This window comes from Zavarzinia aquatilis (genome assembly GCF_003173035.1).
In the GTDB taxonomy this organism is placed as follows: domain Bacteria; phylum Pseudomonadota; class Alphaproteobacteria; order Zavarziniales; family Zavarziniaceae; genus Zavarzinia; species Zavarzinia aquatilis.
On the sequence record NZ_QGLE01000002.1, the window covers coordinates 494,332 to 519,339 of the forward strand.

Annotated in this window: 25 protein-coding genes; 13 read left to right on the forward strand and 12 right to left on the reverse strand. The window is 67.0% G+C overall.

Features of this window, described 5'->3' with window-relative positions:
* Window positions 1-280: 280 nt before the first annotated feature.
* Window positions 281-1,300, forward strand: coding sequence for an NADP-dependent oxidoreductase (locus tag DKG74_RS05775; RefSeq protein ID WP_109903557.1), 1,020 nt, complete (start codon window positions 281-283; stop codon window positions 1,298-1,300).
* 44 nt (window positions 1,301-1,344) lie between these two features.
* On the opposite strand, the gene DKG74_RS05780 is transcribed toward DKG74_RS05775, so the two are convergent.
* Window positions 1,345-2,703: an enoyl-CoA hydratase-related protein gene (locus DKG74_RS05780; protein WP_165837547.1), complete on the reverse strand. Its 1,359-nt coding sequence runs from the start codon at window positions 2,701-2,703 to the stop codon at window positions 1,345-1,347.
* A gap of 86 nt (window positions 2,704-2,789) precedes the next feature.
* Here DKG74_RS05780 and DKG74_RS05785 point away from each other — a divergent pair, with 86 nt between their 5' ends.
* The 4 genes from DKG74_RS05785 (at window position 2,790) to DKG74_RS05800 (ending at window position 5,152) form a co-directional block, all read left to right on the forward strand.
* The gene (locus tag DKG74_RS05785) at window positions 2,790-3,497 is read left to right on the forward strand and encodes an SDR family oxidoreductase (RefSeq protein ID WP_109903561.1); all 708 of its coding nucleotides are present in this window, start codon (window positions 2,790-2,792) and stop codon (window positions 3,495-3,497) included.
* A gap of 73 nt (window positions 3,498-3,570) precedes the next feature.
* Window positions 3,571-4,287, forward strand: a complete 717-nt coding sequence (locus DKG74_RS05790; RefSeq protein ID WP_109903563.1) for a hypothetical protein — start codon at window positions 3,571-3,573, stop codon at window positions 4,285-4,287.
* A 26-nt stretch (window positions 4,288-4,313) separates the two neighbouring features.
* Window positions 4,314-4,880, forward strand: a complete 567-nt coding sequence (locus tag DKG74_RS05795) for a cytochrome c oxidase subunit 3 (protein ID WP_165837548.1) — start codon at window positions 4,314-4,316, stop codon at window positions 4,878-4,880.
* A 2-nt stretch (window positions 4,881-4,882) separates the two neighbouring features.
* The gene (locus DKG74_RS05800) at window positions 4,883-5,152 is read left to right on the forward strand and encodes a cytochrome C oxidase subunit IV family protein (RefSeq protein ID WP_207779248.1); all 270 of its coding nucleotides are present in this window, start codon (window positions 4,883-4,885) and stop codon (window positions 5,150-5,152) included.
* A gap of 52 nt (window positions 5,153-5,204) precedes the next feature.
* Here DKG74_RS05800 and DKG74_RS05805 read toward each other — a convergent pair whose 3' ends face one another.
* The 7 genes from DKG74_RS05805 to DKG74_RS05835 all read right to left on the reverse strand — a co-directional run bounded on the left by DKG74_RS05805 (window position 5,205) and on the right by DKG74_RS05835 (window position 11,863).
* On the reverse strand, window positions 5,205-6,347 hold the full coding sequence (locus DKG74_RS05805) for an acyl-CoA dehydrogenase family protein (protein WP_109903569.1): 1,143 nt from the start codon (window positions 6,345-6,347) through the stop codon (window positions 5,205-5,207).
* A 2-nt stretch (window positions 6,348-6,349) separates the two neighbouring features.
* Window positions 6,350-7,282 (reverse strand): 3,5-dioxohexanoate:acetyl-CoA acetone transferase, encoded by a 933-nt coding sequence (gene kce, locus DKG74_RS05810; protein ID WP_109903571.1) that lies wholly within the window; start codon window positions 7,280-7,282, stop codon window positions 6,350-6,352.
* A 25-nt stretch (window positions 7,283-7,307) separates the two neighbouring features.
* The gene (locus DKG74_RS05815) at window positions 7,308-8,483 is read right to left on the reverse strand and encodes an acyl-CoA dehydrogenase family protein (RefSeq protein ID WP_109903573.1); all 1,176 of its coding nucleotides are present in this window, start codon (window positions 8,481-8,483) and stop codon (window positions 7,308-7,310) included.
* 79 nt (window positions 8,484-8,562) lie between these two features.
* A complete protein-coding gene (locus DKG74_RS05820; RefSeq protein ID WP_133251509.1) occupies window positions 8,563-9,804 on the reverse strand; it encodes an acetyl-CoA hydrolase/transferase C-terminal domain-containing protein in 1,242 nt (413 codons plus the stop codon).
* A gap of 21 nt (window positions 9,805-9,825) precedes the next feature.
* The gene (locus DKG74_RS05825) at window positions 9,826-10,620 is read right to left on the reverse strand and encodes an enoyl-CoA hydratase-related protein (protein ID WP_109903577.1); all 795 of its coding nucleotides are present in this window, start codon (window positions 10,618-10,620) and stop codon (window positions 9,826-9,828) included.
* A gap of 34 nt (window positions 10,621-10,654) precedes the next feature.
* Window positions 10,655-11,416, reverse strand: a complete 762-nt coding sequence (locus DKG74_RS05830; RefSeq protein WP_109903579.1) for an SDR family oxidoreductase — start codon at window positions 11,414-11,416, stop codon at window positions 10,655-10,657.
* A 27-nt stretch (window positions 11,417-11,443) separates the two neighbouring features.
* Window positions 11,444-11,863, reverse strand: coding sequence for a MarR family winged helix-turn-helix transcriptional regulator (locus DKG74_RS05835; protein ID WP_207779249.1), 420 nt, complete (start codon window positions 11,861-11,863; stop codon window positions 11,444-11,446).
* Window positions 11,864-12,085: 222 nt separating this feature from the next.
* Here DKG74_RS05835 and DKG74_RS05840 point away from each other — a divergent pair, with 222 nt between their 5' ends.
* From DKG74_RS05840 to DKG74_RS05875, 8 genes are read left to right on the forward strand one after another with little or no spacing between them, the layout of a single operon-like run.
* Complete coding sequence (locus DKG74_RS05840) at window positions 12,086-13,516, forward strand: 3-oxoacyl-[acyl-carrier-protein] synthase III C-terminal domain-containing protein (protein ID WP_133251510.1); 1,431 nt, start codon at window positions 12,086-12,088, stop codon at window positions 13,514-13,516.
* 3 nt (window positions 13,517-13,519) lie between these two features.
* Window positions 13,520-14,719, forward strand: a complete 1,200-nt coding sequence (locus tag DKG74_RS05845) for an acetyl-CoA acetyltransferase (RefSeq protein WP_109903584.1) — start codon at window positions 13,520-13,522, stop codon at window positions 14,717-14,719.
* A gap of 18 nt (window positions 14,720-14,737) precedes the next feature.
* On the forward strand, window positions 14,738-15,190 hold the full coding sequence (locus DKG74_RS05850; RefSeq protein ID WP_109903585.1) for a MaoC family dehydratase: 453 nt from the start codon (window positions 14,738-14,740) through the stop codon (window positions 15,188-15,190).
* A complete protein-coding gene (locus tag DKG74_RS05855) occupies window positions 15,187-16,056 on the forward strand; it encodes an HpcH/HpaI aldolase/citrate lyase family protein (protein WP_109903586.1) in 870 nt (289 codons plus the stop codon). Before DKG74_RS05850 ends, DKG74_RS05855 begins: the two co-directional genes overlap by 4 nt.
* A 9-nt stretch (window positions 16,057-16,065) precedes the next feature.
* Window positions 16,066-17,250 carry an acyl-CoA dehydrogenase family protein gene (locus DKG74_RS05860; RefSeq protein WP_109903587.1) on the forward strand — a complete coding sequence of 395 codons (1,185 nt, stop codon included), beginning with the start codon at window positions 16,066-16,068 and terminating at the stop codon, window positions 17,248-17,250.
* A 20-nt stretch (window positions 17,251-17,270) separates the two neighbouring features.
* Window positions 17,271-18,197 (forward strand): SDR family NAD(P)-dependent oxidoreductase, encoded by a 927-nt coding sequence (locus tag DKG74_RS05865; protein ID WP_207779250.1) that lies wholly within the window; start codon window positions 17,271-17,273, stop codon window positions 18,195-18,197.
* Window positions 18,198-18,204: 7 nt separating this feature from the next.
* Window positions 18,205-19,074 (forward strand): MaoC/PaaZ C-terminal domain-containing protein, encoded by an 870-nt coding sequence (locus tag DKG74_RS05870; protein WP_109903589.1) that lies wholly within the window; start codon window positions 18,205-18,207, stop codon window positions 19,072-19,074.
* The gene (locus DKG74_RS05875; RefSeq protein ID WP_243404032.1) at window positions 19,071-20,057 is read left to right on the forward strand and encodes an NAD(P)H-dependent flavin oxidoreductase; all 987 of its coding nucleotides are present in this window, start codon (window positions 19,071-19,073) and stop codon (window positions 20,055-20,057) included. The genes DKG74_RS05870 and DKG74_RS05875 overlap by 4 nt, the downstream gene beginning before the upstream one ends.
* An 85-nt stretch (window positions 20,058-20,142) precedes the next feature.
* Here the strand turns inward: DKG74_RS05875 and DKG74_RS05880 are convergent, their stop codons facing one another.
* From DKG74_RS05880 to DKG74_RS05895, 4 genes are all read right to left on the reverse strand, one after another.
* On the reverse strand, window positions 20,143-21,447 hold the full coding sequence (locus tag DKG74_RS05880) for a hypothetical protein (protein WP_109903590.1): 1,305 nt from the start codon (window positions 21,445-21,447) through the stop codon (window positions 20,143-20,145).
* A gap of 190 nt (window positions 21,448-21,637) precedes the next feature.
* Window positions 21,638-23,188, reverse strand: coding sequence for a long-chain-fatty-acid--CoA ligase (locus DKG74_RS05885; RefSeq protein WP_109903591.1), 1,551 nt, complete (start codon window positions 23,186-23,188; stop codon window positions 21,638-21,640).
* A 29-nt stretch (window positions 23,189-23,217) separates the two neighbouring features.
* The gene (locus tag DKG74_RS05890) at window positions 23,218-24,006 is read right to left on the reverse strand and encodes an enoyl-CoA hydratase/isomerase family protein (protein WP_165837549.1); all 789 of its coding nucleotides are present in this window, start codon (window positions 24,004-24,006) and stop codon (window positions 23,218-23,220) included.
* A 12-nt stretch (window positions 24,007-24,018) separates the two neighbouring features.
* Window positions 24,019-24,942 (reverse strand): SDR family oxidoreductase, encoded by a 924-nt coding sequence (locus tag DKG74_RS05895; protein WP_109903595.1) that lies wholly within the window; start codon window positions 24,940-24,942, stop codon window positions 24,019-24,021.
* Between the last annotated feature and the right edge of the window lie 66 nt (window positions 24,943-25,008).

Here is a 25,008-nt window from a genome sequence, read left to right on the forward strand (position 1 = left end):
GCAGATCGAAGCAAGTGCCCATCGAAAGTATTGGCTACATTCCCTTTCCCTCTGCATCCTGGCCCCGGCGGGCGTATGCCATGGCCCGAGGCGGCCCGCCCGGAGATCAGGATCCACCACCCACGACCGGGATTTTAATGCGCATGTGCACTAAATACAGGAGGCCAGGGGCCATCCCCGCCAAGGATCGGTCGCGGGATCACTGTCTTCCGTATTTAAACAACATACAAGCCGTTTAAACTGTTTTTATTAAAATAAACATCCCCACCACGAGGAAACCATGCCCAGCCCTTCGCCCCTCAATCGCCGCATCCTGCTGACCGCTCGCCCGCAAGGTGTACCCCGGCCGGAGCATTTCACGATGGACGCCGCTGAAATTCGCCCGCCCGCTCCGGGTGAATTTCTGGTGCGCAATCACCACCTGTCGGTCGATCCCGCCCAACGCGGCTGGGCCAACGACGAAGGCAACTACAGCGACCCCGTGCCGCTGGGCACGGCGATGCGCGCGCTCGCGGTCGGCGAGATCGTCGAGAGTCGGGCGGATGGCTTTTCGGCCGGCGATTTCGTCTATGGCTGGTTCGGCTGGCAGGACTATTGCACCGCGACGCCAGCCGCCGTGCTGCGCCTTGTCACCGAACGCGACCTGCCGCTGACGGCCAGCCTCGGTGTGCTCGGCATCAACGGGCTCACCGCCCATATCGCCTTTCACACCCTCGGCCGGCCCCGGGCGGGGGAAACCGTGGTGGTCTCGACGGCGGCGGGCAGTGTCGGCAGTTTCGTCGGCCAGCTGGCCCGGATCGCCGGCTGCACCGCCGTCGGCGTCACCGGTTCGGACGACAAGATATACGCCGCCACCGGCCGCTACGGCTATGCCCGGGCCGTGAACTACCGCGCCTCGCGCGATATCGCCGCCGACCTCGCCATCGCCTGCCCGGGGGGCATCGACATTTTCTACGACAACACGGGCGGCGAGATCGGCGATGCCGCCCGTGCCCTGATGAGGACGGGCGGGCGCATTGTCCAATGCGGCACCGCCTCCATTCCGCATTGGACGCCACTGCCCCAGGGTCCGCGTTGCGAGCGGCAGGTACTGACCAAGCGCCTGTCCTGGTCCGGCTTCGTGATCTTCGATCACCTGGCCGATTTCCCGCAGACCGCGGCGAAACTGGCCGATCTGATCCGGGCGGGGCAGATCACCTATGACGAGGATATCACGAAAGGGATCGAGCGGGCGCCCGAGGTTCTAGCCGGTCTCTATCGCGGCGAGAACCTGGGCAAGGCCATCGTTTCGCTGGTCTGAAACGACGTGCGGGGCGGTGGCCGGCGCCGCCCCGCTTTCGCCCCTCAGGCGACCAGCCGGGCTTTCGCTCGCTCGTCCCGGTAACGCGCGAGGGCCAGCGGCCCGCCGACATAGGCGGGATAGCCGAGGCCGGACACCATGGCATAATCGACCGTGCGCCGGTCCGCCTCGGCCACCGTCACCTTTCCCGCTGCCGCGGCGGAGGCGAGCAGGAGCCGGGCGGCGAGCGCCCGCTCCGGCCGGTCCTGATCATTCTCGAACCAGAAATGACCGGCCTTCGCCGGCATCTGCGCGGCAGCCTCGACCGGCGCCGCCGCGCGGATCGCCGCCATCGCGGCGCCAAGACCCAGAACGTCGAGGGCAGCCTTGGCCAGCGCCTCGTCCCCCGCCCGCTCGCATTCGAAGCGAAGGGCACCCAGCACGGCCGCCTTCACCAGATCCAGCGACGGCGGCAGGGTATCGGCCTTGGCCCGCCTGTCATGCTCCAGCTTGCCGAGGAACAGGGTCTGGATCATGTTCCGCGGCTCCGGCCGCTGGATGAGGCCGGCGAAGACCGTCATTTCCCATGCGATGGCGCGGTCCATGTCCTGGCCGATACCGCCCCGGATACAGTCCAGAATGGCGAAGGGCGCCGGGTAGAATTCACCGGGTTGGCCCAGGGCGCGCGACCAGGCCGCGTCGATCAGGGCCGACACCGCCTTCAGGTCGATGGCAGGCGCATCCGTCCTGTCCCAGGGCTGGGAGGCTTCGGGGGCCGACAGAATCCAGTGTTCGGCCGCCGCCACCTCCTCACCCGGCGCCACCACGGCGTGGGCAAGGCCGGCGGCAAGGGCCGTCGCTGGGGTGAAGCGCCCGCCGTCGAGCAGGATCGGCAAGGCGGCCTCGACCCCGACCACGCGCGGCATCCTCTGGGTGCCGCCGGCACCGGGCAACAGGCCGACCAGCGATTCCGGCAGGCCGAGGGCCGTCTTCGGGTTGTCGGTCAGCACCCGGTAATGGGCGGCCAGGGCGAATTCGCAGCCACCGCCGAGGGCAAGGCCATCGACCGCCACCGCGACCGGCTTGCCCGCCGTCTCCAGCGCCCGCAGGCCCCGGCTCAAGGGAAAGAAGTGATCATAGGCGACCCGCGTCCGCTCCTCGGCCGGGCTCGCCATGATCATGTCGTAGGCGACGCCCAGTTCGTTCAGATCGGCGCCGGCGCAAAAACCCGTCGCCTTGCCCGAGCGCAGCACGACACCCCGAACGTCGCTGCCGCGCAGCCAGTCGGCGAAGCGGCCGATTTCGTGGATCGCGGCGTTGGAGAAGACGTTCATCGTCCGGCCCGGCATGTCGAAGACGAGATGGATGATGCCGTCGCGGCTTTCCTCGATCCGGAATTCGCGCAAGTTCGGATAATCGGTCATCTGTGCCTCCCCTGGGCTTCGGTCTTGTGGCGGCGTGCCCCGCCATATGGTACGCATACGAACTATATGGCGGGAGGAAAAGCAAGATGGAACTTCAGAACCAGCGTGTCCTCGTGATCGGCGGCTCCTCGGGCATCGGGCTTGCCGTCGCCCGGCGCGCGGCCGCTTCCGGCGCGGATGTCACCATCGCCGGCAGGTCGGCGGCGCGGCTGGAAGAGGCGGCGAATGTCCTCCCCTTCCCGGTCGCCACGCTGCCCCTCGACATCGCGGACGACGTGGCCCGGGAAGTCCTGGCCGGCACCACCCCCTGGCACCATGTCGCGGTCACGGCCGGCGACGTCCGCACCGGCCCGATCCGCAAACAGTCGACGAGCGATGCGCAGAGCGGAATGAACGCCAAATTCTGGGGCGCCTGGCGCGTCGCCGCCGCCACGCCGATCATCCAAGGGGGCTCGCTGACCCTGACGTCCGGCGCCTTCGCGCTGCGGCCGGCGCCGGGCCGCGTCATCGCTGGCGCGATCAACGCCGCGATCGAGGGACTGGCGCGGGGGCTCGCCCTCGAACTGGCGCCGACCCGGGTCAATGTCGTCTCCCCCGGTCTTGTCGACACGCCTTTGTGGTCCGCCCTGCCGGACGACAAGCGCCGCGCCTATTTCGAGAGAACCGCCGCCGCCCTGCCGGCCCGGCGCATCGCCACAGCCGACGATATCGCCCGGCTGTATCTCACCGCCATGACGACCCCGATCCTGACCGGCACTACCCTGCTCGGCGACGGCGGTCATGTGCTGATCTGAAGGCACCCCAACCTTTCGGTTCTGTCCATCATCATACGCATCCATACGATGATGACTTCCGGGAGGAACAATCATGCAAGAACAAACAATCGACAGCGGGATCGCGAAAACCTTCGCCTATACCGGCGTCGCGCTGGTCCTGTCGCTCGTGGTAACGCAAGGCTGGCTGATGGGCTTCATTCCGCCCCCCTCGCCCGCGCTGCCGGCGGATGAACTGGCCCGCATCTTCATCGAGCGCAAGGTGGGCATCCGCATCGGCACCCTGATCCAGTGCATCTGCTACACCTTCTGGTCGACCTGGGCGATTTCGATTGCCTTCTACATCCGCCGGATGGAACGAGGCATTCCCGTGCTGACCTATGCCTCCATCGCCAATATCGGCGGCGGTTACGTCTTCTTCCTGCTGATGCCGATCACCTGGGCCGCGCTGGCGTTCCGGCCGGAGGAACTCGATCCCCATTTCCTGCAGGTGATGAACGATCTCGTCTGGTTCATCTTCATCCTGAGCTGGCCGCCCTTCGCGCTGTTCATGATCTTCATCGCGGTGGCGATCTTCAAGGATTACAATGTCCCGACGATTTTCCCGCGCTGGGTTGGCTTCTTCAACCTGTGGACGGCCGTGCTGATCATCCCGGCCGGGCTGATCGAATTCTTCAAGACCGGGCCCTTCGCCTATGACGGCCTGATTTCCTTCTGGTTCGTCTTCGCCGTGTTCTTCGGCTGGATGCTGGTGATGAGCACGGTCACGCTGCGCGCCATCGCCGCCGACAAGCGCGCCCGGGCCGCGTGATGAGCGCCCTTCCATCGGCAAGGGCCATGCCCCGCCAGCCCGGCCATGTGCCGGGCGAAGCGGGCGTGTGGCTGTTCATCGCTGGCGACCTCGTGCTGTTCTCTCTGCTCTTCGCGACGTTCCTGTCCTATCGCGCCGACGCGCCCGAGGTCTTCGCGGCGGGGCGCGCGCATCTCGATCAGACCCTCGGCCTCGTCAATACCCTGTTGCTGCTGACCAGTTCCTGGTTCGTCGCGACCGGCGTTCGGGCGGCACGGCGCCGGGCAAGTCGCACGGCGGTCGCCTGTTTCGCCTTCGCGCTCGCCTGCGGTCTTGGCTTCGGCACGGTCAAGGTTCTCGAATATGGCGCCAAGTTCGAGGCCGGCCTGACGCCCGAGACCAGCGATTTCTTCATGTTCTATTTCGCCTATACCGGCTTCCACATGATCCATGTGGTGATCGGCATGGGCGTGCTGCTGGCCATGATCGCCTATCTGCGCGGTCGGCCGCCGCAAGCGGTAAACCTTCAGCATATCGAAAGCGGCGCCAGCTTCTGGCACCTCGTCGACGTGCTGTGGATCGTTCTCTTCGCCCTCCTCTATCTTCTGGTGTGATCATGCGCGCGCTGCTCCTTCATCGCCTCTCGGCGATCTGGCTCCTGCTCGTGCTGGCCACCGTCGCGTCGTGGGAAATCGGCCATGGCCTCGGCATTTCCGACCATCGGCTGGCCAGCGTCGCCATCGTGGTCGTCGCCATGATCAAGGTCCGTTTCGTCGCCCTCGATTTCATGGAACTGCGGGACGCCCCCCTGGCCTTCCGCGTCGCCGCCAATCTGTGGACCGCCGGCATCGCCGCCGGCCTGTCCGCCATGATCCTGACGGCCTGATGACAAACAAAAAGGCGGCGGGTCCGAAGGTCCGCCGCCTTTCGTTTGCCGCTCAGATGCTGCGGCTGAGCAATTCCTTCATGATCTCGGAAGAGCCGCCATAGATGCGCCGGACGCGGGCATCGCGCCACAGCTTGGCGATGGCATATTCGTTCATGTAACCGGCCCCGCCATGGAGCTGGAGCGCGGCATCCATGATCTCCCACTGGACCTCCGTGTGCCACAGCTTGGAAGCCGAGGCTTCGGCGGCGGTCAGCTTGCCCGCGACATGGCGCCCGATCGCCCAGTCGAGATGGGCCCAGCCGACCTGCAGCTTGGCCGCCAGATCGGCGAGGGTGAAGCGGGTGTTCTGGAACTGGAACACTTTCTGGCCGAAGGCGACCCGCTCCTTGGTGAAGGCGACGGCCTCGTCGAAGGCGCGCTGGGCCGCGGCCTGCGCGGTGATCGAGATCGACAGGCGCTCCTGCACCAACTCGTTCATCAGGACGGCGAAGCCCCGGTTCTCGGCCCCGAGGACATGGGAGACCGGCACCCGGACATCGGCGAAGAACAGCTCGCTGGTGTCGGACGAGAACTGGCCGATCTTGTCGAGGTTGCGCCCGCGCGAGAAGCCGGGGCGATCCGCCTCGACCAGGATCAGGCTGGTGCCCTTCGCCCCCTCGCCCGGGTTGGTCTTGGCGACGGTGATGACCAGATCGGCGTTTTGACCGTTGGTGATATAGGTCTTGGAGCCGTTGACGATGTAATCGCCGCCATCCCGGATCGCCGTGGTGCGCACGCCCTGAAGGTCGGAGCCGGCGCCCGGCTCGGTCATGGCGATGGCGACGATGGTTTCGCCCGTCACCATGCGCGGCAGCCAATGGGCCTTCTGCTCCTCGCTGCCGTGGTTCTGCATGTAACCGACGGTGATGTCGGACTGCAGGGTCACCGTGTCGGTCGAGCCGGCATAGGTCAGCTCTTCGTTGAGGACGGCGTTATAGCGGAAATCGAGGCCGAGGCCGCCGTATTCCTCCGGCACCGAGGGGCAGAGGTAACCGGCCTCGCCCATCTTGCGCCAGAAGCTCTTGTCGACGATGCCTTGCTCTTCCCAGCGGGCGAGGTTCGGCGTGAACTCCCGCTCGAGGAAGCGGCGGAACTGGTCGCGGAACAGGTCGAGCGAGTCGTCGCCGCTCGTGCGGGTCGCGGTTTGCAGCATGATCAGAACGCCACCTGGTCGGCGCCCTTGAGCGCGAGGATGTCCCGGGCTTCGGCCGGCGTCGCGATCTCGAGGCCAAGGCCTTCGAGGATCTGGCGCACCTGGGTCACCTGGGCGGCATTGCTCTCGGCGAACTTGCCCTTGCCGAGCCACAGCGAATCCTCGAGGCCGACGCGGACATTGCCGCCCATGGCCGCGCCCATGGCCGCGACCGGCATCTGCGCGCGGCCGGCGCCCAGCACCGACCAGCGGTAATTGTCGCCGAACAGGCGGTCGGCCGTGCGCTTCATGTGCAGCACGTCCTCCTGATGGGCACCGATCCCGCCGAGCAGGCCGAACACGGTCTGGATGAACAGCGGCGCCTTCACGAGGCCCATCTGCCAGAAGTAATGCAGATTATAGAGGTGACTTGTGTCGTAACACTCGAACTCGTAGCGGGTGCCGGTCTCGTTCAGGGTGCGCAGCGCGTATTCGATATCCTTGAAGGAATTGCGGAACACGAGATCGCGGGAATTCTCCAGCATCTGGGGTTCCCATTCGTGCTTGAACTCCTTGAAGCGGTTCAGCATCGGGAACAGGCCGAAATTCATCGAACCCATGTTGAGGCTGGCCACCTCCGGCTTCCACACCGTCGCCGGGCGGATGCGTTCCTCCACCGACATGAAGGGCGAGCCGCCGGTGGTCAGGTTCACGACGAGGTCGGAGCGCTGCTTGATCACCTTGAGGAACGGCTCGAAAGCTTCCGGCGACTGGTCGGGCCTGCCGTCGACCGGGTTGCGGGCGTGCAGGTGGACGATGGCGGCGCCGGCCTCGGCCGCGCCAATCGCCGCTTCCGCGATTTCTTCCGCCGTCACCGGCAGATAGGGCGACATCGAGGGCGTGTGAATCGACCCTGTCACCGCGCAGGTGATGATGACCTTGTTGGCCGTGGCCATGATGCTTCCTCCCGGTGCTTCCTGGTTATTCGGCGGCCTGTGCGCGGCCGCCCTTTCGCGACGAGAACAGGTCGCGGGCGATGATCATCTTCATCACTTCGATGGAGCCGCCGGCGATCTTGATGATGCGGGCATCGGCATAGGCGCGGCAGATCGGATATTCCCACATGTAACCCCAGCCGCCATGAAGCTGCAGGCATTCGTCCACCGCCTTGCAATGCAGGTTGGCGGTGATCATCTTGGCGATGGCGGCGTCGACCGGATCGAGCTTGCCCTGCATGAACAGCTCGATGCATTTGTCGGTCAGGACCCGGGCCGAAACCGCCTCGGCCTGAAGCTCGGCCAGCTTGAACTGGGTGTTCTGGAAATCCGCCACGGTCTGGCCGAAGGCCTTGCGCTCGGCGGTATAATCGGCGGTCCAGCCGATCACGGTTTCGGTCACCGTCGCCGAGCGGACGGCCTGGGCCAGACGCTCCTGCGCCAGCTTGGTCATCATCTGCTGGAAGCCCCTGCCCTCCTCGCCGAGGATGGCGGAGGCCGGCACGCGCACATTGTCGAAGAACAGCTCGGAGGTGTCCTGGGCGTGCATCCCCAGCTTGTCCAGGTTCTTGCCCCGGCGGAAGCCTTCGGTATGGGTATCGACGAGGAACAGGGTGACACCCTTCGCCCCCGCCGCGCTGTCTGTCTTGGTCGCCAGCACGATGACGTCGCACAGCTGACCGTTGGAAATGAAGACCTTCTGGCCATTGATCAGGAAATCGTCGCCATCCCGCGTCGCCCGGGTCCGGATCGCCTTGAGGTCGGAGCCGGCATGGGGCTCGGTCATGCCGAGGGAGCCGATCGCCTCCCCCTTCACCATCTTCGGCAGCCAGTGGCGCTTCTGCTCCTCTGTGCCGAAGGACAGGATATAGGTCGCGACCAGATCGGTATGGATCAGGAAGCCGGGACCGGAGGCGCCGACGCGCCACAATTCCTCGAACACGACGACATCGAACAGGTAATCGAGGCCGAGGCCGCCGTATTCCTCCGGCACGGTGCAGCACAGGAGGCCGGCCTCGCCCGCCTTCAGCCACAGCTCGCGGGGGACGATGCCATCCTTCTCCCACTGGGCATGAAAGGGCACCACTTCCCGCTCCATGAAGCGGCGAACGGTTTCCCGGAACATGTTATGCTCTTCACTGAAGAGAGACCGCTCGATCATCGTGTTTCCCGCCCTTGATCGGTAGTTTATCGTACGCTTGCGTACTATTAAGACAGAGTCGCGCCCATGGCAAGACCGCTCAGAGGCGGCGGGCGAACTCGCTGTATTCCCGTGCCAGTGATTCGCGCTGGTCGGGCGCGGCGATGGCGATCAGGGCCGCGGCCCGGCCGCCATGGTCCCGCCCCCGCAGATCGGCGACGCCCTGTTCGGTCACCACGAGGTCGATATCGAACCGGCCGAGGGAGACCGGGCCACTTGCCGCGCCCGGCATCACGATCCGGCTGACGCCCCGCGCCATCGACGGCAGGGCGACGATGCGCAGGCCCCCGTCGCTCAACCGCGCCCCCCGTGCGAAATCGGAGGCGCCGCCGGGGCCGGACATCAGGCCCTTCGGCGTCAGCTCGGCATAGGCCTGACCGAAGAGATCGACCTCGATCGCCGAATTGATCGCCATGAAACGGGGAATGCGGGCGATGACATCGGTCGCATGTGTATGGGATACGCCCTGAAAGGCGAAAGCCTCGCCCCCGACCGCGGCATAGAGCGCGGGCGCGCCGATGGCGACCCCGCCCTTGACCGCGACGCCGGGCGCCAGCGCGCCCGCCTCGAGAAGGTCGAGCACGCCGTCGCCGATCAGGCCGGAGTGGATGCGCAGATCGCGGTGACCGGTCAGATTGCGCATCAGCGCGCCCGGCACCTTGCCAAGGCCGGTCTGGATCGTCGCGCCGTCGGGAATGATATCGGCGATGTGGCGGGCGATGGCATCCGTGTCCGGATCGCTGCCACCGGTCGCCATGCCCGGCAGGTCGAAGCCCTCGTCCTCGATGACCGCGGTCAACTCGGCCCAGGGAATGCCTGCATGGCCCCTCGTCGCGGTCATGCGCGGGTTGACATGGGCGATGCGGACGGGAATGCGCGGCCAGATATCGGCGAGGAAGTCGACGATGGGGCCGAAGCTGCAATGGCCCGTGCCATCGGGCGGCGCCACCGGAAACAGCGCGGCCGCGATCGGCGCGCGGCGCAGGTGGCTCAGGATATCGGCATAGCAGAAGGGCAGGAAACGGACCCTGTCGCCCGCCGCCCGCAATTCCGGGGTCAGGAAGAAGGTGTCGACCCGGCACCTCGGGTTGGCCAGATAGCTCGCCCGGTTCAGCCCCGAGACGAAGATGCCCGTGAAGGTCATTTCGCCCAGGGCGTCCCCGGCGGCCATGACCGCCTGGTTCAGGACCGCGGATTCCCCGGAGCAGCCCTGAACGTAAACAAGGCCGCCCGGCGGCAGCACCCTGGCCAGTTCGCCTGGCCGCAAACGGACCGGTGCCACCGCCGCGCCTTTCCCCAAGCCTTAGCGCAAATGCTTGTGGAAATCGGGCGCCCGCTTCTCGTTGAAAGCGGCGACGCCTTCCTTGGATTCGGGCGTGTCGTAATAGAGTTTCACCGCGTGCAGGGCGAAATTGGCGATGCCCCGGATCGAATCCGAATCCGCGTTGAACGAGCGCTTGGCGAGGGCGAGGGCCGTGGGCGAGCGTTGGGCCAGCTTGTCGGTCCAGTCCTTCACCGCGGCATCCAGCTCGGCCAACGGCACCACCTTGTTGACGAGGCCCATCTCCTGGGCTTCGCGGGCGGTGTAACGCTCGTTCAGGAACCACATCTCGCGGGCGCGCTTGTCACCGATGTGACGGGCGAGGAAGGCCGTGCCCCAACCGGCGTCGACCGAGCCGACCTTGGGTCCGACCTGGCCGAACTGGGCGCTTTCGGCCGCGATGGTCAGATCGCACAGGGTGGCCAGCACATTGCCGCCGCCGATGGCGAAACCGTTCACCCGGGCGATCACCGGCTTGTGCACGTCGCGGATCAGGCCCTGCAATTCGTCGATCGGCAGGCCGACCACGCCGCGCCCGTCGTAGGAACCTTCATGGGCCGACTGGTCGCCGCCGGTGCAGAACGCCTTTTCCCCGGCGCCCGTCAGCACGATGCAGGACACCTCGCGGTCGTTGGCGGCGCGGTGAAAGGCCTGGATCAATTCCTCGATGGTCTGGCCGCGGAAGGCGTTATAGACCTTGGGCCGGTTGATGATGATCCAGGCGGCGCGGTCGCGCACGTCGTAGATGATGTCTTCGAAAGCCTTGTCCTGGCTCATGGCGTTCCCCTGTGTTCGCTTCGTCTGTGATCGGTCAGATCATGTTCATGCCGCCGGAGACCGAGATGGTCTGGCCGGTGATGAAATTGGCGTCTTCGGAGGCGAGGAAGGCGACCATGCCGGCGTAATCCTCGGGCTCGCCCATGCGCTTCAGCGGAATGCCGCGCACCATGGCGTCCTTCCACTTGATCGCGTCGTCGCCGGTGCCGAGCACGGACTGCATCATCGGCGTGTTGGTCGGGCCGGGGCAGACGGTGTTCAGCAGCACGCCCTTGCGCGCCAGTTCACGGGCGATCGACTTGGTGAAGGAAATCACCCCGCCCTTGCAGGCCGAATAGACCGCCTCGTCGCTGGTGCCGACGCGCGCCGCGTCGGAGGCGATGTTGACGACCCGTCCGCCGCCCCGCGCCACCATCAGCGGACAGACCGCGTGATGGGTGTTCAGCGGACCGTAGAGGTTGATGCGGATGATCTTGTCCCACAGCGCCTGATCGGACTTGAGGAAGGCGAGCGGCTTGTCCCAGCCGGCGTTGTTGCACAGCAGCCAGATCGGGCCCAGATCGGCCTCGACCGCGGCGACCGCGGCCTGCACGGCGGCATAGTCGCCAACATCGACCTGATAGGTCTTGATGACCGCGCCGCTGCCGGCCAGGGTCGCCGTTTCCTCGCCCGCCGCCGGGTTCAGGTCGAAAATGGCGACCTTGGCGCCCTCTTCGGCCAGACGCAGGCTGATGGCACGACCGATGCCCTGACCGCCACCGGTGACGATGGCGACTTTATTCGACAGTCCACGCAAGTTTCTTCCTCCCTCGGAACATGATCTCTAGGAGGCGTCGGCCCCGACCTCTTCTTCGTCGTGCTCGACGCGCTCCCCACCCAGCAGCTCGAGAAGGTTCTCCTTCATCGCCCGCAATGCCTTCACCATCACCTGCAACTCGGCCTCGTCGATGCCGCGCAGGATGTCCTCCTCGGCCCCGGCGACGCTGTTCCTGATGTCCTTGATCAGCTTGGTGCCGACCTTGGTCAGGAAGACCCGCTTCACCCGCCGGTCGGTCTGATCCGCCCGCCGCTCGACGAGGCCGTTGGCCTCGAGCCGGTCGATCAGCCCGCCCAGCGCCACCTTGCCGAGGTCCAGTTCCTCGGCCAGGGCGACCTGGGGCATCCCGTCCCGCCGGGACAGGAACGCCAGCACCCACCACTGCGAACGGGTCACGTTCAGCGGCTTCAGAACCCGGTCGGTCACGTTGCGGCGCAACCGCGATACATCGTGCACTAGGAAACCGAGTCGCAATCTCCAATTCAGATCCGGGCCCATGGACTTCTCCTTCAAAAACGGCAGAATCCATGTACTAGCGCCAATCTGCTCCTTCTGCATCAATCACTCGCGGCACCTTTATCGTACACTTGCGTACCATAAGCAAGCGAGTTATTAAGTCGATCCAACGGGACTGGAAACGGATCGACGATGGCCACCAGAAGCATCACGGGATTGGGCGCCTATCTGCCCCTGCTGCGGCTCGACCGCCAGACGGCGGCGAAGGCCTTGCGCTGGTCGGGCCTCGGCGGCCCCCGCACCGGCCGCCGCGCCGTCGCCGCCTTCGACGAGGACGCGCTGACCCTCGCGGTGGAGGCGGCGCGCCTCGCCACCGCCCCGGCCGGCGCCATCGCCAAGGCCGTGGTCGCCACCACCTCGGCGCCCTTCTTCGAGCGGTCCCAGGCCGGCATCCTGATCGACGCGCTGCATCTGCCGTCCGCGACCCGGGCGCAGGATGTCGGCGGCAGCCGGCGGGCCGGCGTCTCCGCCCTGCTCGATGCCCTGCTGGGCGGCACGGGCGATGTCCTGATCGCGGCCGGCGAGCGTCGCCCGACCCAGGTCGGCAACGGCCTGCAACTGGCCTGGGGCGATGGCGCGGCCGCCGTCCTTGTCGGCGATGGCGAGGGCGCCCGGCTGCTCGGCCATGCCTCGCTGGCCCACGACCTTGTCGATGTCTATGCCTCGCGCGAGCATCCCACGCCCTATCAGGCGGAGGAGCGTTTCATCCGCGACACCGCCGTCGCCGCCATTCTCGTGCCGACGATCAGCGCCGCGCTCGACGCCGCCGGCCTTGAGGCGGGCGACATCGCCGCCGCCGTGGTGCACGAGCCGGTCACCGGCACTTACAAGGCCGTCGCCGGGGCCCTCGGCCTGAAGGTCGCCAATCTGGCGGAGGCGGTGACGGAAGGCGCGGGCGACCTTGGCACGGCTCATGTCTTCTTCGCCCTCGGCCTCGCGCTCGAAAAGGCGGTGGTCGGCGACCGCATCCTGCTGGCGGGATTCGGTGGCGGCTGCGACGTGCTGGTGCTCGAAGTGCGCGCGCCGGTCGCCGGGGCCGGCCATGCCGGGGCGGCCCTCGGCCAGGGCCTCGGCCTTGCCGACTACGTCCGCTTCCTCAGCCTGACCGGCAGCCTCGACCTCGACTGGGGTCCGCGCTCGGAGCTGGAACAGAAGACCTCCGCCTCGGTGCTGGAGCGTTACGGCCGCGACATGGCCGGTTTCATCGGCGGGCGCGACGCCGCCGGCAATACCCAGTTCCCCAAGACGCGACTGCCTGTCGCCCCCGGCGTCGAAGCGGCGCCGATGACCGATGTCCGTCTCGCCGACGAGACCGGCACCATCGTCTCGATCACCGCCGACCGGCTGAACTACTGCCCGGACCCGCCCTTCTATTTCGGTCTCGTCCAGTTCCCGGGCGGCGCTCGCGTGTTGATGGAAGTGACCGACATCGCCGGCACCCCGCCCGCCGTCGGCGATCCGCTGGCCATGCGATTCCGCGTGAAATCCGCCGACCGGCGCCGGGGCTTCCGCACCTATTTCTGGAAGGCCGCCCCGGTGGCCCGTCCGTCGCTGGAGGGTTGAGACATGGCAACAGGCATTCGCGACAAGGTCGCCATTCTCGGCATGGGCTGCACCAATTTCGGCGAGCGCTGGGACGCAGGTTCTGAAGACCTGATGGTCGAAGCCTTCACCGAGGCGCTGGCCGACGCCGGCATCGCCCGCGAGGATATCCAGGCCGCCTGGCTGGGCGCCGCGCTCGACGATGTGAATGTCGGCAACTCCGCCCTGCCCCTCGCCTTCGCGCTGCGCCTGCGGCCGATGCCGGTGACGCGGGTCGAGAATATGTGCGCGACCGGCACCGAGGCCCTGCGCGCCGCGGTCTATGCCGTCGCCGCCGGGGCCTGCGACATCGCCCTCGCGCTTGGCGTCGAGAAGCTGAAGGACACCGGCTATGGCGGCCTGCCCTTGCGCACCAAGGGCCTCGCCAATGACCTGTGGATGCCCTATGGCTCCGCCCCCGGCTCCTTCGCCCAGCTGGCCGGGGCCTATGCGAGGCGCCACGGCATCGAGGCCGGCGACCTGAAGCGGGCCATGGCCCATGTCTCATGGAAGAGCCACCAGAACGGCGCCCTGAACCCCAAGGCGCATCTGCGGAAGGCCGTGTCCATGGACACGATCCTGAACGCGCCCCTGATCGCCGATCCGCTCGGCCTGTTCGACTGCTGCGGTGTCTCGGACGGCGCCGCCTGCGCCATCGTGACGACGCCCGATATCGCCCGGGGCCTTGGCAAGCGCGACATCGTCACGGTGAAGGCGATCCAGCTGTCCGCCAGCAACGGCTGGGAAAGCCAGCATGGCACCTGGGACGGCTCCTATGTCCGCAACACGCGGGAAGCCTCGCGCCGCGCCTATGCCGAGGCCGGCATCAACGACCCCCGCGTCCAGCTCGGCCTGACCGAGGTGCACGACTGTTTCTCGATCACCGAGCTTGTGACCATGGAAGACCTCGGCCTGTCGGACGAGGGCCGCGCGCCCTTCGATATCCTGGACGGCAGGTTCGACCGGGACGGCACCCTGCCCTGCCAGATCGACGGCGGCCTGAAGTGCTTCGGCCACCCGGTCGGGGCATCCGGCCTGCGCATGGCCTATGAGGTCTACAGCCAGTTGCTCGGCCGCGCGGGCGAGCGCCAGCGCGCCACCGTGGACTTCGGCCTGACCCACAATCTGGGCGGCGCCCCCTTCAATAGCGTGGCCGCGGTTTCGATCCTCGGCCGGCTCGACTGACAATAACGGGAGGAAAACATGGCAGGGCGTTATTTCGAGGAATTCGAGGTCGGCCAGACCTTCGTGCACGAGGTCCGGCGCACGGTGACGGAGATGGACAACATCCTGTTCTCCAGCCTGACCTATAATCCGGCGGCCATTCACATCGACGCCGAATACGCCAAGGGCACGGAATTCGGCAAGCCGCTGATGAACAGCATCTTCACGCTGGGCCTCGTCGTCGGCCTGTCGATCTATGACACCACCCTCGGCACCACGGTCGGCAACCTCGGCTGGGAAGAGGTGCGTTTCGCGAAGCCCGTCTTCGCCGGTGACACGCTGCGTTCCGAATCCGTCGTCGTCGGCATCCGCGAGTCGAAATCCCGCCCGACCCAGGGCATCGTCACCTTCGAGCACCGCGGCTTCAACCAGCGGAACGAGGAAGTGGCCTATTGCCGCCGCGTCGCCCTGATGCTGAGGAAGCCGGCATGAGGCTGCGCTCCCTGCTCTTCGTGCCCGGCGACAGCGAGAAGAAATTCGCCAAAGCCGCCACCGTCGGCGCGGACGCCCTGATCCTCGATCTCGAGGACGCGGTGGCGCCCAGCCGCAAGGCCGAGGCCCGCTTCATCGTCCGCGACCTGATCGCGGCGGCGACCGACCGACGCTGGCATTGCGTCGTCCGCGTCAACGCCCTCGACACCGGCCTCACCCTCGAGGACCTCGCCGCCGTGGTGCGCCCCGGCCTCGACGCCATCCTGGTGCCGAAGTCGAACGGCGCCGCCGACATAATGCGCATCGGCCATTATCTCGACGCGCTGGAAGCCCAGGCCGGCATGGCGCCCAGCACGGTGAAGATCCTCGTCGTCGCGACCGAGACGCCGAGCGCCATGTTCAACCTCGGCACCTATGCCCCTGCCCATCCCCGCCTCGCCGGCCTGACCTGGGGGGCGGAGGATCTGGGCGCCGCCATCGGCGCGACCGCCAACAAGGACGCGGATGGCGACTGGAGCTTCCCCTACCGCGTCGCCCGTTCGATGTGCCTTTTCGCCGCCGCCGCCGCCGATGTCGCGCCCATCGACACGCTCTATACGGACTTCCGCGACCCCGAAGGTCTCGCGGCGAGCTGCCGGATTTCGCGGCGCGACGGTTTCACCGGCCGCATCGCCATCCATCCCGATCAGGTCGAGGTGATCAACCGCTGCTTCACCCCGGCGGCCGAGGACATCGCCCATGCAAGGCGCATCGTCGACGCCTTCGCGGCGGCGCCCGACGCCGGCACCATCGGCATCGACGGCAAGATGTACGACATCCCCCATCTGAAGCAGGCGCGGCGCGTGCTGGCCGCCGCCGAAGCCTGAGGACGCGCCATGAACGCCTTTACCCCGACCGACCTGACCGACAACGAGGACCACCGCGCGATCCGCGAGGGCGTGCGCGCCGTCGTCTCCCGCTTCGACGACGAATATTGGCTGGAACGCGACGAGGACGGAAAATTCCCCTTCGAGTTCCACCGCGCCATGGCCGAAGCCGGCTGGCTCGGCATCACCATGCCGGTCGAATATGGCGGCGCCGGCCTCGGCGTGACCGAGGCGGCGATCATGATGCATGAGGTCGCCAGCCACGGCGGCGGCATGGCCGCGACCTCGGCCGTGCACATCAACCTGTTCGGGCCGCACCCCATCGTCGTCCACGGCACGCACGAGCAGAAATCCCGCTGGGTACCGCGCCTGATCTCGGGCGAGGATCAGGTCTGCTTCGGCTTCACCGAACCCGACGCCGGCCTGAACACGACCCGCATCAAGACCTTCGCCGAGAAGGTCGAGGGCGGTTACATCGTGCACGGCCAGAAGGTCTGGACCTCGACCGCGCAGGTCGCCAACAAGATCATGCTGCTGACCCGGACGACGCGCTACGAGGATGCGAAGCGCCCGACCGACGGCATCACCATCTTCTATACCGATCTCGACCGCTCCAAGATCGAAGTGCGCAAGATCCCCAAGATGGGCCGCAAGGCGGTCGATTCCAACGCGATCTTCATCGACGGCTTGTTCATCCCCGACGAAGACCGCATCGGCGAGGAAGGCAAGGGCTTTTCCTATATCCTGCACAGCCTGAACCCGGAGCGGGTGCTGATCGCGGTCGAGGCCATCGGCATCGGTCAGGACGCCCTGCGCCGGGCGGCGAAATACGCCCAGGACCGCGTGGTGTTCGACCGCCCCATCGGCCAGAACCAGGGCATCCAGCACCCGCTGGCGGAACGCTGGATGTATCTCGAAAGCGCCTGGCTGATGGCGATGCGCGCGGCCCAGCTCTATGACGCCGGCAAACCCTGCGGCGCCGAGGCGAATTCGGCGAAATTCCTCGGCGCCCGCGCCGGTTACGACAGCTGCCTGCAAGCGGTGCTGACCCATGGCGGCTTCGGCTACGCCAAGGAATATCACGTCGAGCGCCTGCTGCGCGAGGTGACCGTCACCCGCATCGCCCCGATCACGGAACAGCTCATTCTCTGCTTCATCGCCGAGAAGGTGCTGGACCTGCCCAAATCCTATTGAAGCCCGCGAGGTCCAGCATCATGACATCGACAATCGCCAGCATGGCGGGCAAGACCGTCCTCGTCACCGGCGCCGGCCGGGGCGTCGGCCGGGGTATCGCGCTCGAGATGGCGGCGGCCGGCGCTGCCGTCGTCGTCAACGATCTCGGCACCTCGCTGAAGGGCGAAGGGGCGGAGGATGGCTCCCCCGCCGAACAGGTGGTCGCGGAAATCCGCGCGGCGGGCGGCAAGGCCATCGCCAACCACGGCAGCGTCGCCTCGAATGCCGACGCGAAGGAGATGATCAGGGCGGCGGTCGAGACCTTCGGCCGCATCGACGCCGTGGTGAACAATGCCGGCAACCTGCGCGACACGCTGTTCCACAAGATGGAAGAGGCGGATTTCGACGCCGTTCTCGCCGTCCACCTGAAGGGCTGCTTCAATACGAGCAGCGCCGCCGCGCCCTATTTCAAGGAACAGGCCTCGGGCGCCTTCGTCCATATGTCCTCGACCTCGGGCCTCATCGGCAACATGGGGCAGGCCAATTACATGGCGGCCAAACTCGGCATCGTCGGCCTGTCGAAGTCGATCGCCATCGACATGGCGCGCTTCAACGTCCGCTCCAACGCCGTCGCGCCCTTCGCCTGGACCCGCATGGTCGATTCGATCCCGGCGACCACGCCCGAGCAGATCAGGCGGGTGGAGGGGTTGAAGAAACTCGTGCCCGAGAAGATCGCCCCCTTCGTCGTCGCCCTGACCTCGGATGCCGGGGCCAAGGTCACCGGCCAGATCTTTGGCGTGCGCAACAACGAGATCTATCTGTTCTCGCAGCCGCGCCCCATCCGCACCGCCCACACCAGCGACGGCTGGACCCCGGACACCATCGCCGAGCGCGTGTTCGCGATGTTCGAGAATGACTTCTATCCCCTGCACCGCTCGGGCGACGTCTTCACCTGGGCCCCGGTCTGAGGCCGCGATGACCATCTCCGCCGAACGGCTTCTCGACTGGGTGTTCCCGGTCAGGAGCCAGTCCTATGACGCGCGGGACGCGATCCTCTACGCCCTCGGCCTTGGCCTCGGCCGCGATCCGCTGGACGCGGCCGACCTCGGCTTCCTGCTCGAGGACCGGCTGAAGGTCCTGCCCACCTTCGGCGTCACGCTGGCGACGCCGGGTCTCTGGGTGAAGGAGCCGGAACTGGGCATCGACTGGGTGCGCCTCGTCCATTCGGCGCAGGCCGCGACCTTCCACGCGCCCCTGCCGGCCAGCGCCCGCGTAACCTCCCGCGCGCGCATCGTCTCGGTCGCCGACCGGGGCGCGGGCAAGGGCGCCGTCGTCGTCCTTGAGCGCCGGATCGAGAGCGAGCTGACCGGCCTTCTGTTCTGCACCCTGCGCCAGACCCTGCTGCTGCGCGGCGACGGCGGCTTCGGCGGTCCGCCGCCGGTCCGGGACGAGCTGCCGGCGCGCCCGGAGCGGGAAGCGGATGCCGTCGTCGCGGTGCCGACCTCGCCCCGCGCCGCGCTCATCTACCGCCTGTCCGGCGACTGGAACCCGCTCCACGCCGATCCGGCGGTCGCCGCCAGCGCCGGCTTTTCCCGGCCGATCCTGCACGGTCTCGCTTCCTATGGCATGGCCGGGCGCGTGGTGCTCGGCGCCTTCGCCGGCAACGACCCCTCTGCGCTGCGCCATCTCGCCATGCGCTTCTCGGGCATCGTCCTGCCGGGCGATACCCTGAACTTTCGTCTGTGGCGCGAAGGCGACCACATCCATTTCACTGCCCACCTCGGCGAGCGCCTGGTGCTCGACCAGGGTTACGCCGAACTGAACGGGGAGAGCACGCCATCATGACCGTCATGCACAAGGGCTCGCGGGAACTCGCCCATTCCCTTCGCCGGGGCCTGCGGCTGCCGGTCTTCGCCGGCCCCATGTTCATCGCCTCCACGGCGAAACTGCTGGTCGAGCAATGCAAGGCCGGCATCATCGGCTCCCTGCCCGCGCTCAACCTGCGCTCGACCGCCCTTCTCGATCAGGCGCTGACCGAAATCCGCGCCGAGCTCGCCGCCCATGACGCGGGCCATCCCGGCAAGCCGGCGGCGCCCTATGCCATCAACATCGTGGCGCATAAGTCGAACGACCGGGTGGCCGCCGACCTCGAGGTGATCGTCGCCCACAGGGTGCCCATCGTCATCGTCTCGCTAGCGGCGCCGGCCGAGATCGTCGACGCCATCCACGGTTACGGCGGCCTCGTCTTCAACGACGTGATCAACAACCGCCATGCCGTCCGCTGCGCCGAATCCGGCGTCGATGGCCTGATCGCCGTCGCGGCCGGGGCCGGCGGCCACACCGGCAATATCTCGCCCTTCGCCCTGATGCAGGAAATCCGCGCGTGGTGGGACGGGCCGCTCGCCCTGTCGGGCTGTATCGCCAACGGTCGCAGCGTGCTCGCCGCGGAAGTGCTGGGCGCCGACCTCGCCTATATCGGCTCGCCCTTCCTCGCCAGCGAGGAAGCGAATACCCAGCAGGGCTTCAAGGACATGATCGTCGCCTGCGGGGCTTCCGACATCGTCGTGACCAATTGCTTCACCGGCGTGCCGGCGACCTTCCTGCGCCCCTCGATCGAGGCCAACGGTCTCGATCCCAAGGCGCTGGTCCGCGCGCCCGACGCCGAGATCAACATCAAGGACGGCGGCAGCAACGCCAAGGCCTGGCGCGACATCTGGAGCGCGGGACAGGGCATTGGCGCCATCGACCGCAGCGAAAAGGCATCCGAGTTCATCGGTCGTCTCGCCCGTGACTACGAGCAGGCGAAACAAGGCCTGGCGGGTTACTGACTCTCCTCCCCCGCCAGGGCCTAAACTCGAACGCCCACCGGAGATGATCCGGTGGGCGTCTTTTTTTGTCCGCTCGTCGTCAGGGTTACAGCGATGCGAGCGATGCCAGCGGCAGAGACAGCGGCGACGGCAGCGGCACGTCACCGAGCACACCGCCCAGCAGATTGCCGAGCGACCCCGTCCCGAGATTGCCCAGCATACTGGTCAGGGTCGCCGGGTCGGTCAGGCCGCCGAGCAGGGACGGTACCAGGTTCTCGAGAACGAACTGCGGCTGTAGGCTGCCCAGCAGCGCCGGCACGCCCTGAGCGGGCAACAGGCTGACGAGATCGCCAACCAGCGGCAGATTCGCGAGCGCGCCCGGCGCCGTCGGCAGATCGCCGACCCGTGTCGTCTCCGGCGACAGGAGATTGACCACCGAGCCCAGCAGATCGCCGACGACGGGCACGCCGTCCAGCGGTGTACCGGTATCCGTGGTGGGAAGGACCGAGTTCAGCACATCCGTGACCAGCGACAGCGGATCGCTGGCCGCCGCGGCCGCGTTGGCCCCGACCGACGAAGAGGGCGTGGAGACCGGCTGGATTTCACCGAAACCATCGCCGCCCGAGAGCGCACCAGCCGCCTGGCCGATGAAGCGCGTGCCGACCACGGACGACGACGCCAGGAAGATGTTGCGCCGGCCGAGGTTACGGTGAATTTCCTTCAGCGAGGGCAAGCCGGATTCGGTCTGCCCCTTCATGTCGTTGAGGTAGAAGCGCACCCCGGCGAGGCCGAGATCGCCGTTCTTGTCGAAGGCGCCCGAGGCAAAGAGCGCGATGCCGTTCTCGGGCGCGATGCGGTACTCCATCTCGACATCGGCGCCGAGCTTGTTCTCGTCCGAATAGCTGACCCCGCCACCGAAGCGGAAATCCTCGCCGCCATAGAACGAGAAGCCGACACGGGCGAAGGCGCTGCCGTCGAGCAGATCGCCGCTGTTGAAGCCGGCCATGGCCTCGAGCGTGACTTTATCCAGGTAATATTCGCCGATCGCCGAGACGCTGAATTGCGTCTCGCCGTCGACGACGAGGCCGGTCACCGCCGCGCCGAGCAGGAGTTGCTGCGGGTCACGATAGAACAATTGCGCCGCGCCGCCGTAGTAATCGACGGAATCCGAGGCCATGCCCCCGATGCCGTCGATCTGCAGCCCGAGGTTCTGGCTGAGCGGCACTGTAACGCTGGGCGCGCCGCCCCAATAGCCGCCGTTCTCGTCGCCGCCACCGAAGGCATCGAGCTGGAAGCTGGTCTGCGCCACCGCGGCAGTGCTGGCTTCGCCCGTGCCCTGCGCGGCGACCCAGGGCGCCCCGATGACCATGGCGCCCGCGGCGACCGACGCCCAGATGTGTGAGAGTCGCATTCTTTCCCGTCCCCTGTTCCATCCCCAAACCGGCTCCTGTGCGGCCGGCATTTCGATGGCTTATTCTAGCCGAGCATGGCCCGGGCAGACGGGGGTTCGTGCCGAAACGGGACTAACCTAAGTATGGGAGTCCAACCGCTTTGTGGCACGAAAAAGGGCGGCCGAAGCCGCCCTTCCGGACTGTTCGCCGTCAGGCGACAGAGCGTTGCAGGCCGGACCAGTATTTGGTCCGAAGATCCTTCTTCGATATCTTGCCGGTTCCCGTCATCGGCATGGTCTCGACGATGTCGAAGCTCTTCGGAACCTTATAGGTGGCGAGATGCTCGCGGCAGAACGCGGTCAGCTCGGCCGGGTCGATCTCGGCGCCGGCCGCCGGCACCACGACCGCCTTGATCGCCTCGCCCCAACGCTCGTCCGGTACGCCGATGACGGCAACGGCGCCCACGGCGGGATGGACCGACAATACATGCTCGATTTCAGCGGAATAGACATTCTCGCCGCCGGTCACGATCATGTCCTTCGCCCGGTCGACGATGTAATAGAGACCTTCGGCATCCTTCAGCGCGATATCGCCGGTGCGATACCAGCCGTCCCTGAACACCGACTGGGTCGCCTCCCTGTTCCGCCAGTAGCCGAGGGCAATGGCGGGGGAGCGGACGAAAAGCTCGCCCGGGCAGCCGTCGGTCACCTCCTCGCCCCTGTCGTCGAGAATGCGCATCTCGATCAGCGGCAGAGGCCGGCCGCAGGATTTCAGCTTGGCCTCGTCGGTCAGGTCATGCTCCTCGGGCCGCAGCAGCGAGACGGCGCCCGCGGTCTCGGTCGCGCCATAGAACTGCATGAAGCGGCAGGGCATGGCGGCGATCGCCCGCTTGATCAGGCCAAGCGAGATGGGCGAGCCCGCGTACATGGTCAGGCGCAGCGACGAATAATCGGTCTTGGCCGAATCCGGATGGTCCAGCAGCATCTGGATCATGGTCGGGGTCAACACCAGCAGGGTCGGGTGCTCCTTGCTGATCGCCGCCAGCGATTCAGCGGGATCGAAGCGGCGCAGGATGGTCAGCGACAGGCCGTTGTAAAGGCACTGCAGCGACAGACCGATGCCGAGCAGGTGGAAGTTCGGCAGCGCGAACAGGAAACTGTCGTCGTCACGCCACTGATAGGCGGCTTCGAGATGCTCGCACAGGCGCATCCGGTTGATGCCGCCGTGGGACAGCATGACGCCCTTGGGCCGGCCGGTGGTGCCCGAAGTATAAAGCAGGATCGCCGTGTCATCCTCGGACACGAAGAGGTCGGGCGCCGTCGCCGCCTGATCGGCGGCATAGGAATCGAGCGCCAGCCCCTCGCCGATCCGCATCATCGGCGGCAGGACGAAGGGCGCGCCCGGCAGCTGGGCCTGATGCTCCTTGTCGGCGATGATCAGCCTGGGCTGGCTGTCGGCCAGCACATCGGCCAGTTCCCCGGCGGCGAGGCGCCAGTTCAGCGGCAGGAAAGCCGCGCCCACCTTGGCCACGGCCAGCATGGCGACGAAGAACTCGTCGCTGTTCTTGCCGAGGAAGGCGACGCAATCGCCGCGCACGATCCCTTCCGCGATCAGGCGATGGGCGAGGCGGTTGGCGCGCTCGTCGAGCGCCTTCCAGGTCACCTCTCGCCCCTCGAACGAGAAGACGCGGCGGTCGGGGGCCTTGCGGCCGTAATAGGTGCTGAGATCACCAAGGGTGCGGATTTCGGGATAGACCCACATCGTTTCTGTCTCCTGGCCTTTCGTCGCCGTCAGCGGCCCGCGAAGGTCGGGCGTTCCTTGTCGCGGAAAGCCAGCAAGGCCCCCCGCGCATCCTGCGTGCCCGCCGAACGGGCGATCGAAGCCGCCTCGAGGGCGAGCTGCGCCTCCAGCGGCTCGTGGCCGACGGTCTGGAACAGGCGCTTGATCTCGCCATAGGCGAAGCTGGGGCCGGCGGCCAGCTGGCGGGCCAGGGCTTCGGCCCGGGCGGTCAGCTCTTCCGGCGCGGTCACCTCGTCGGCGAGGCCGGCCGCCTGCGCCGCCGCGGCATCCAGCGTCTCGCCCAACAACAGGAAACGCTTGGCCCGGGCATGGCCCAGCCGGCGCGACAGCATGATCGAGGCCCCGGCGTCGCAGCTGTAGCCGATGCCGGTATAGGCCGAGACGAAACGGGCCTTGTCGGACGCCAGCACCACATCCGCCCCGGCGACGAAGGCCGTCATGCCCCCGGCACAGATACCGTGAACGGCGGCGATCACCGGCGCGTTCAGGCGCTGCAGGCGGGCAATGCCGTCATGCAGATCGCCGGCCCAGCGCGTGACCTTCGCCGGCAGGCCATCGAGGTCGGCGGTGAAGGCATTGATGTCGCCGCCGACGCTGAAGGTCTTGCCCTCGGCGGTGACAAGGACGGCGCGGACGTCGGCCCGGGCGCCGAGTTCGATCGAAACCGTGCGGATATCGGCGCAGAAATCGCCGTCGATCGGATTGCCGCGTTCGCCTTGCGTGAAGGTCAGGTGGGCGACGCTGTCACGCACGTCGAGCCGCATGGACGGCAGGTTCATGGTCATTCCTCCTCAGCCGACGGTGCGCTGCTGCTTGTCGCGTTCCGACGCGGCGCGGATTCTCTCGCGCGCGGCCGACCATTGCATGTCGGTGAGATCGGAGAGCCCGGCGAAAGTACTGGGGGCCGCGAGATGGTGACCGCCGTCGACGGCGATGGTCTGGCCGGTCAGATAGTCGCAACCGTCCGACATCAGGAAGATCATCAGGTTCTGCAGCTCCGGCATCCGGCCAAAGCGGCGCAAGGGCACCTGATCCGACTGGGTCGCCCCGGCCGAGGTCTCGGGGATGGGGTTCAGCTTCTCCCACGCGCCTTCCGTCGGGAACGGCCCCGGCGCCACGGCGTTGAGGCGAATGCCATAAGGCCCCCATTCGACGGCGAGGGACATGGTCATGGCATGGATCGCCGTTTTCGCCATGGCGGCGGGCACGACGAAGGCGGACCCGGTCCAGACCCAGGTGACGAGATTGCTGATCACCGAACCGCGGAGGCCCTCCGCGATCCAGCGCTTGCCGAGCGCGAGGGTGACGAAGAAGGAGCCGTCCATGACGGTCGAGCGCACGGCCTCGTAGCCGCGCGGCGACAGGGTCTTGGTCGGCGCGACGAAATTGGCCGCCGCGTTGTTGACGAGACCGGTCAGCGGCCCGTCGGCCCAGATCCGTTCCAGCATCTCGTCGATCATCTCGGGCCGGCGCAGATCGCAGACCACCGGCAGAACCTTGCCGGACACACCTTCCGCGGCGATTTCCGCCGCCGTTTCCGCCAGCACGGCCTCGCGCCGACCGCAGATATAGACCGTCGCGCCATGACGGGCGAACCCCCGCGCGATTTGGGCGCCAAGGCCGCTGCCACCGCCGGTGACCAGGATACGCTTGCCCGCCAGGGCATCGTCGCGGAAAGGCAGGCCGACCGGCGCCGCCGCATCACTCTTCGTCATTTCCCCCCCATGGGCCCGCGGGCCATTAGGACATATGATTATTGTTAGCTAGTGTATTATTTGTTA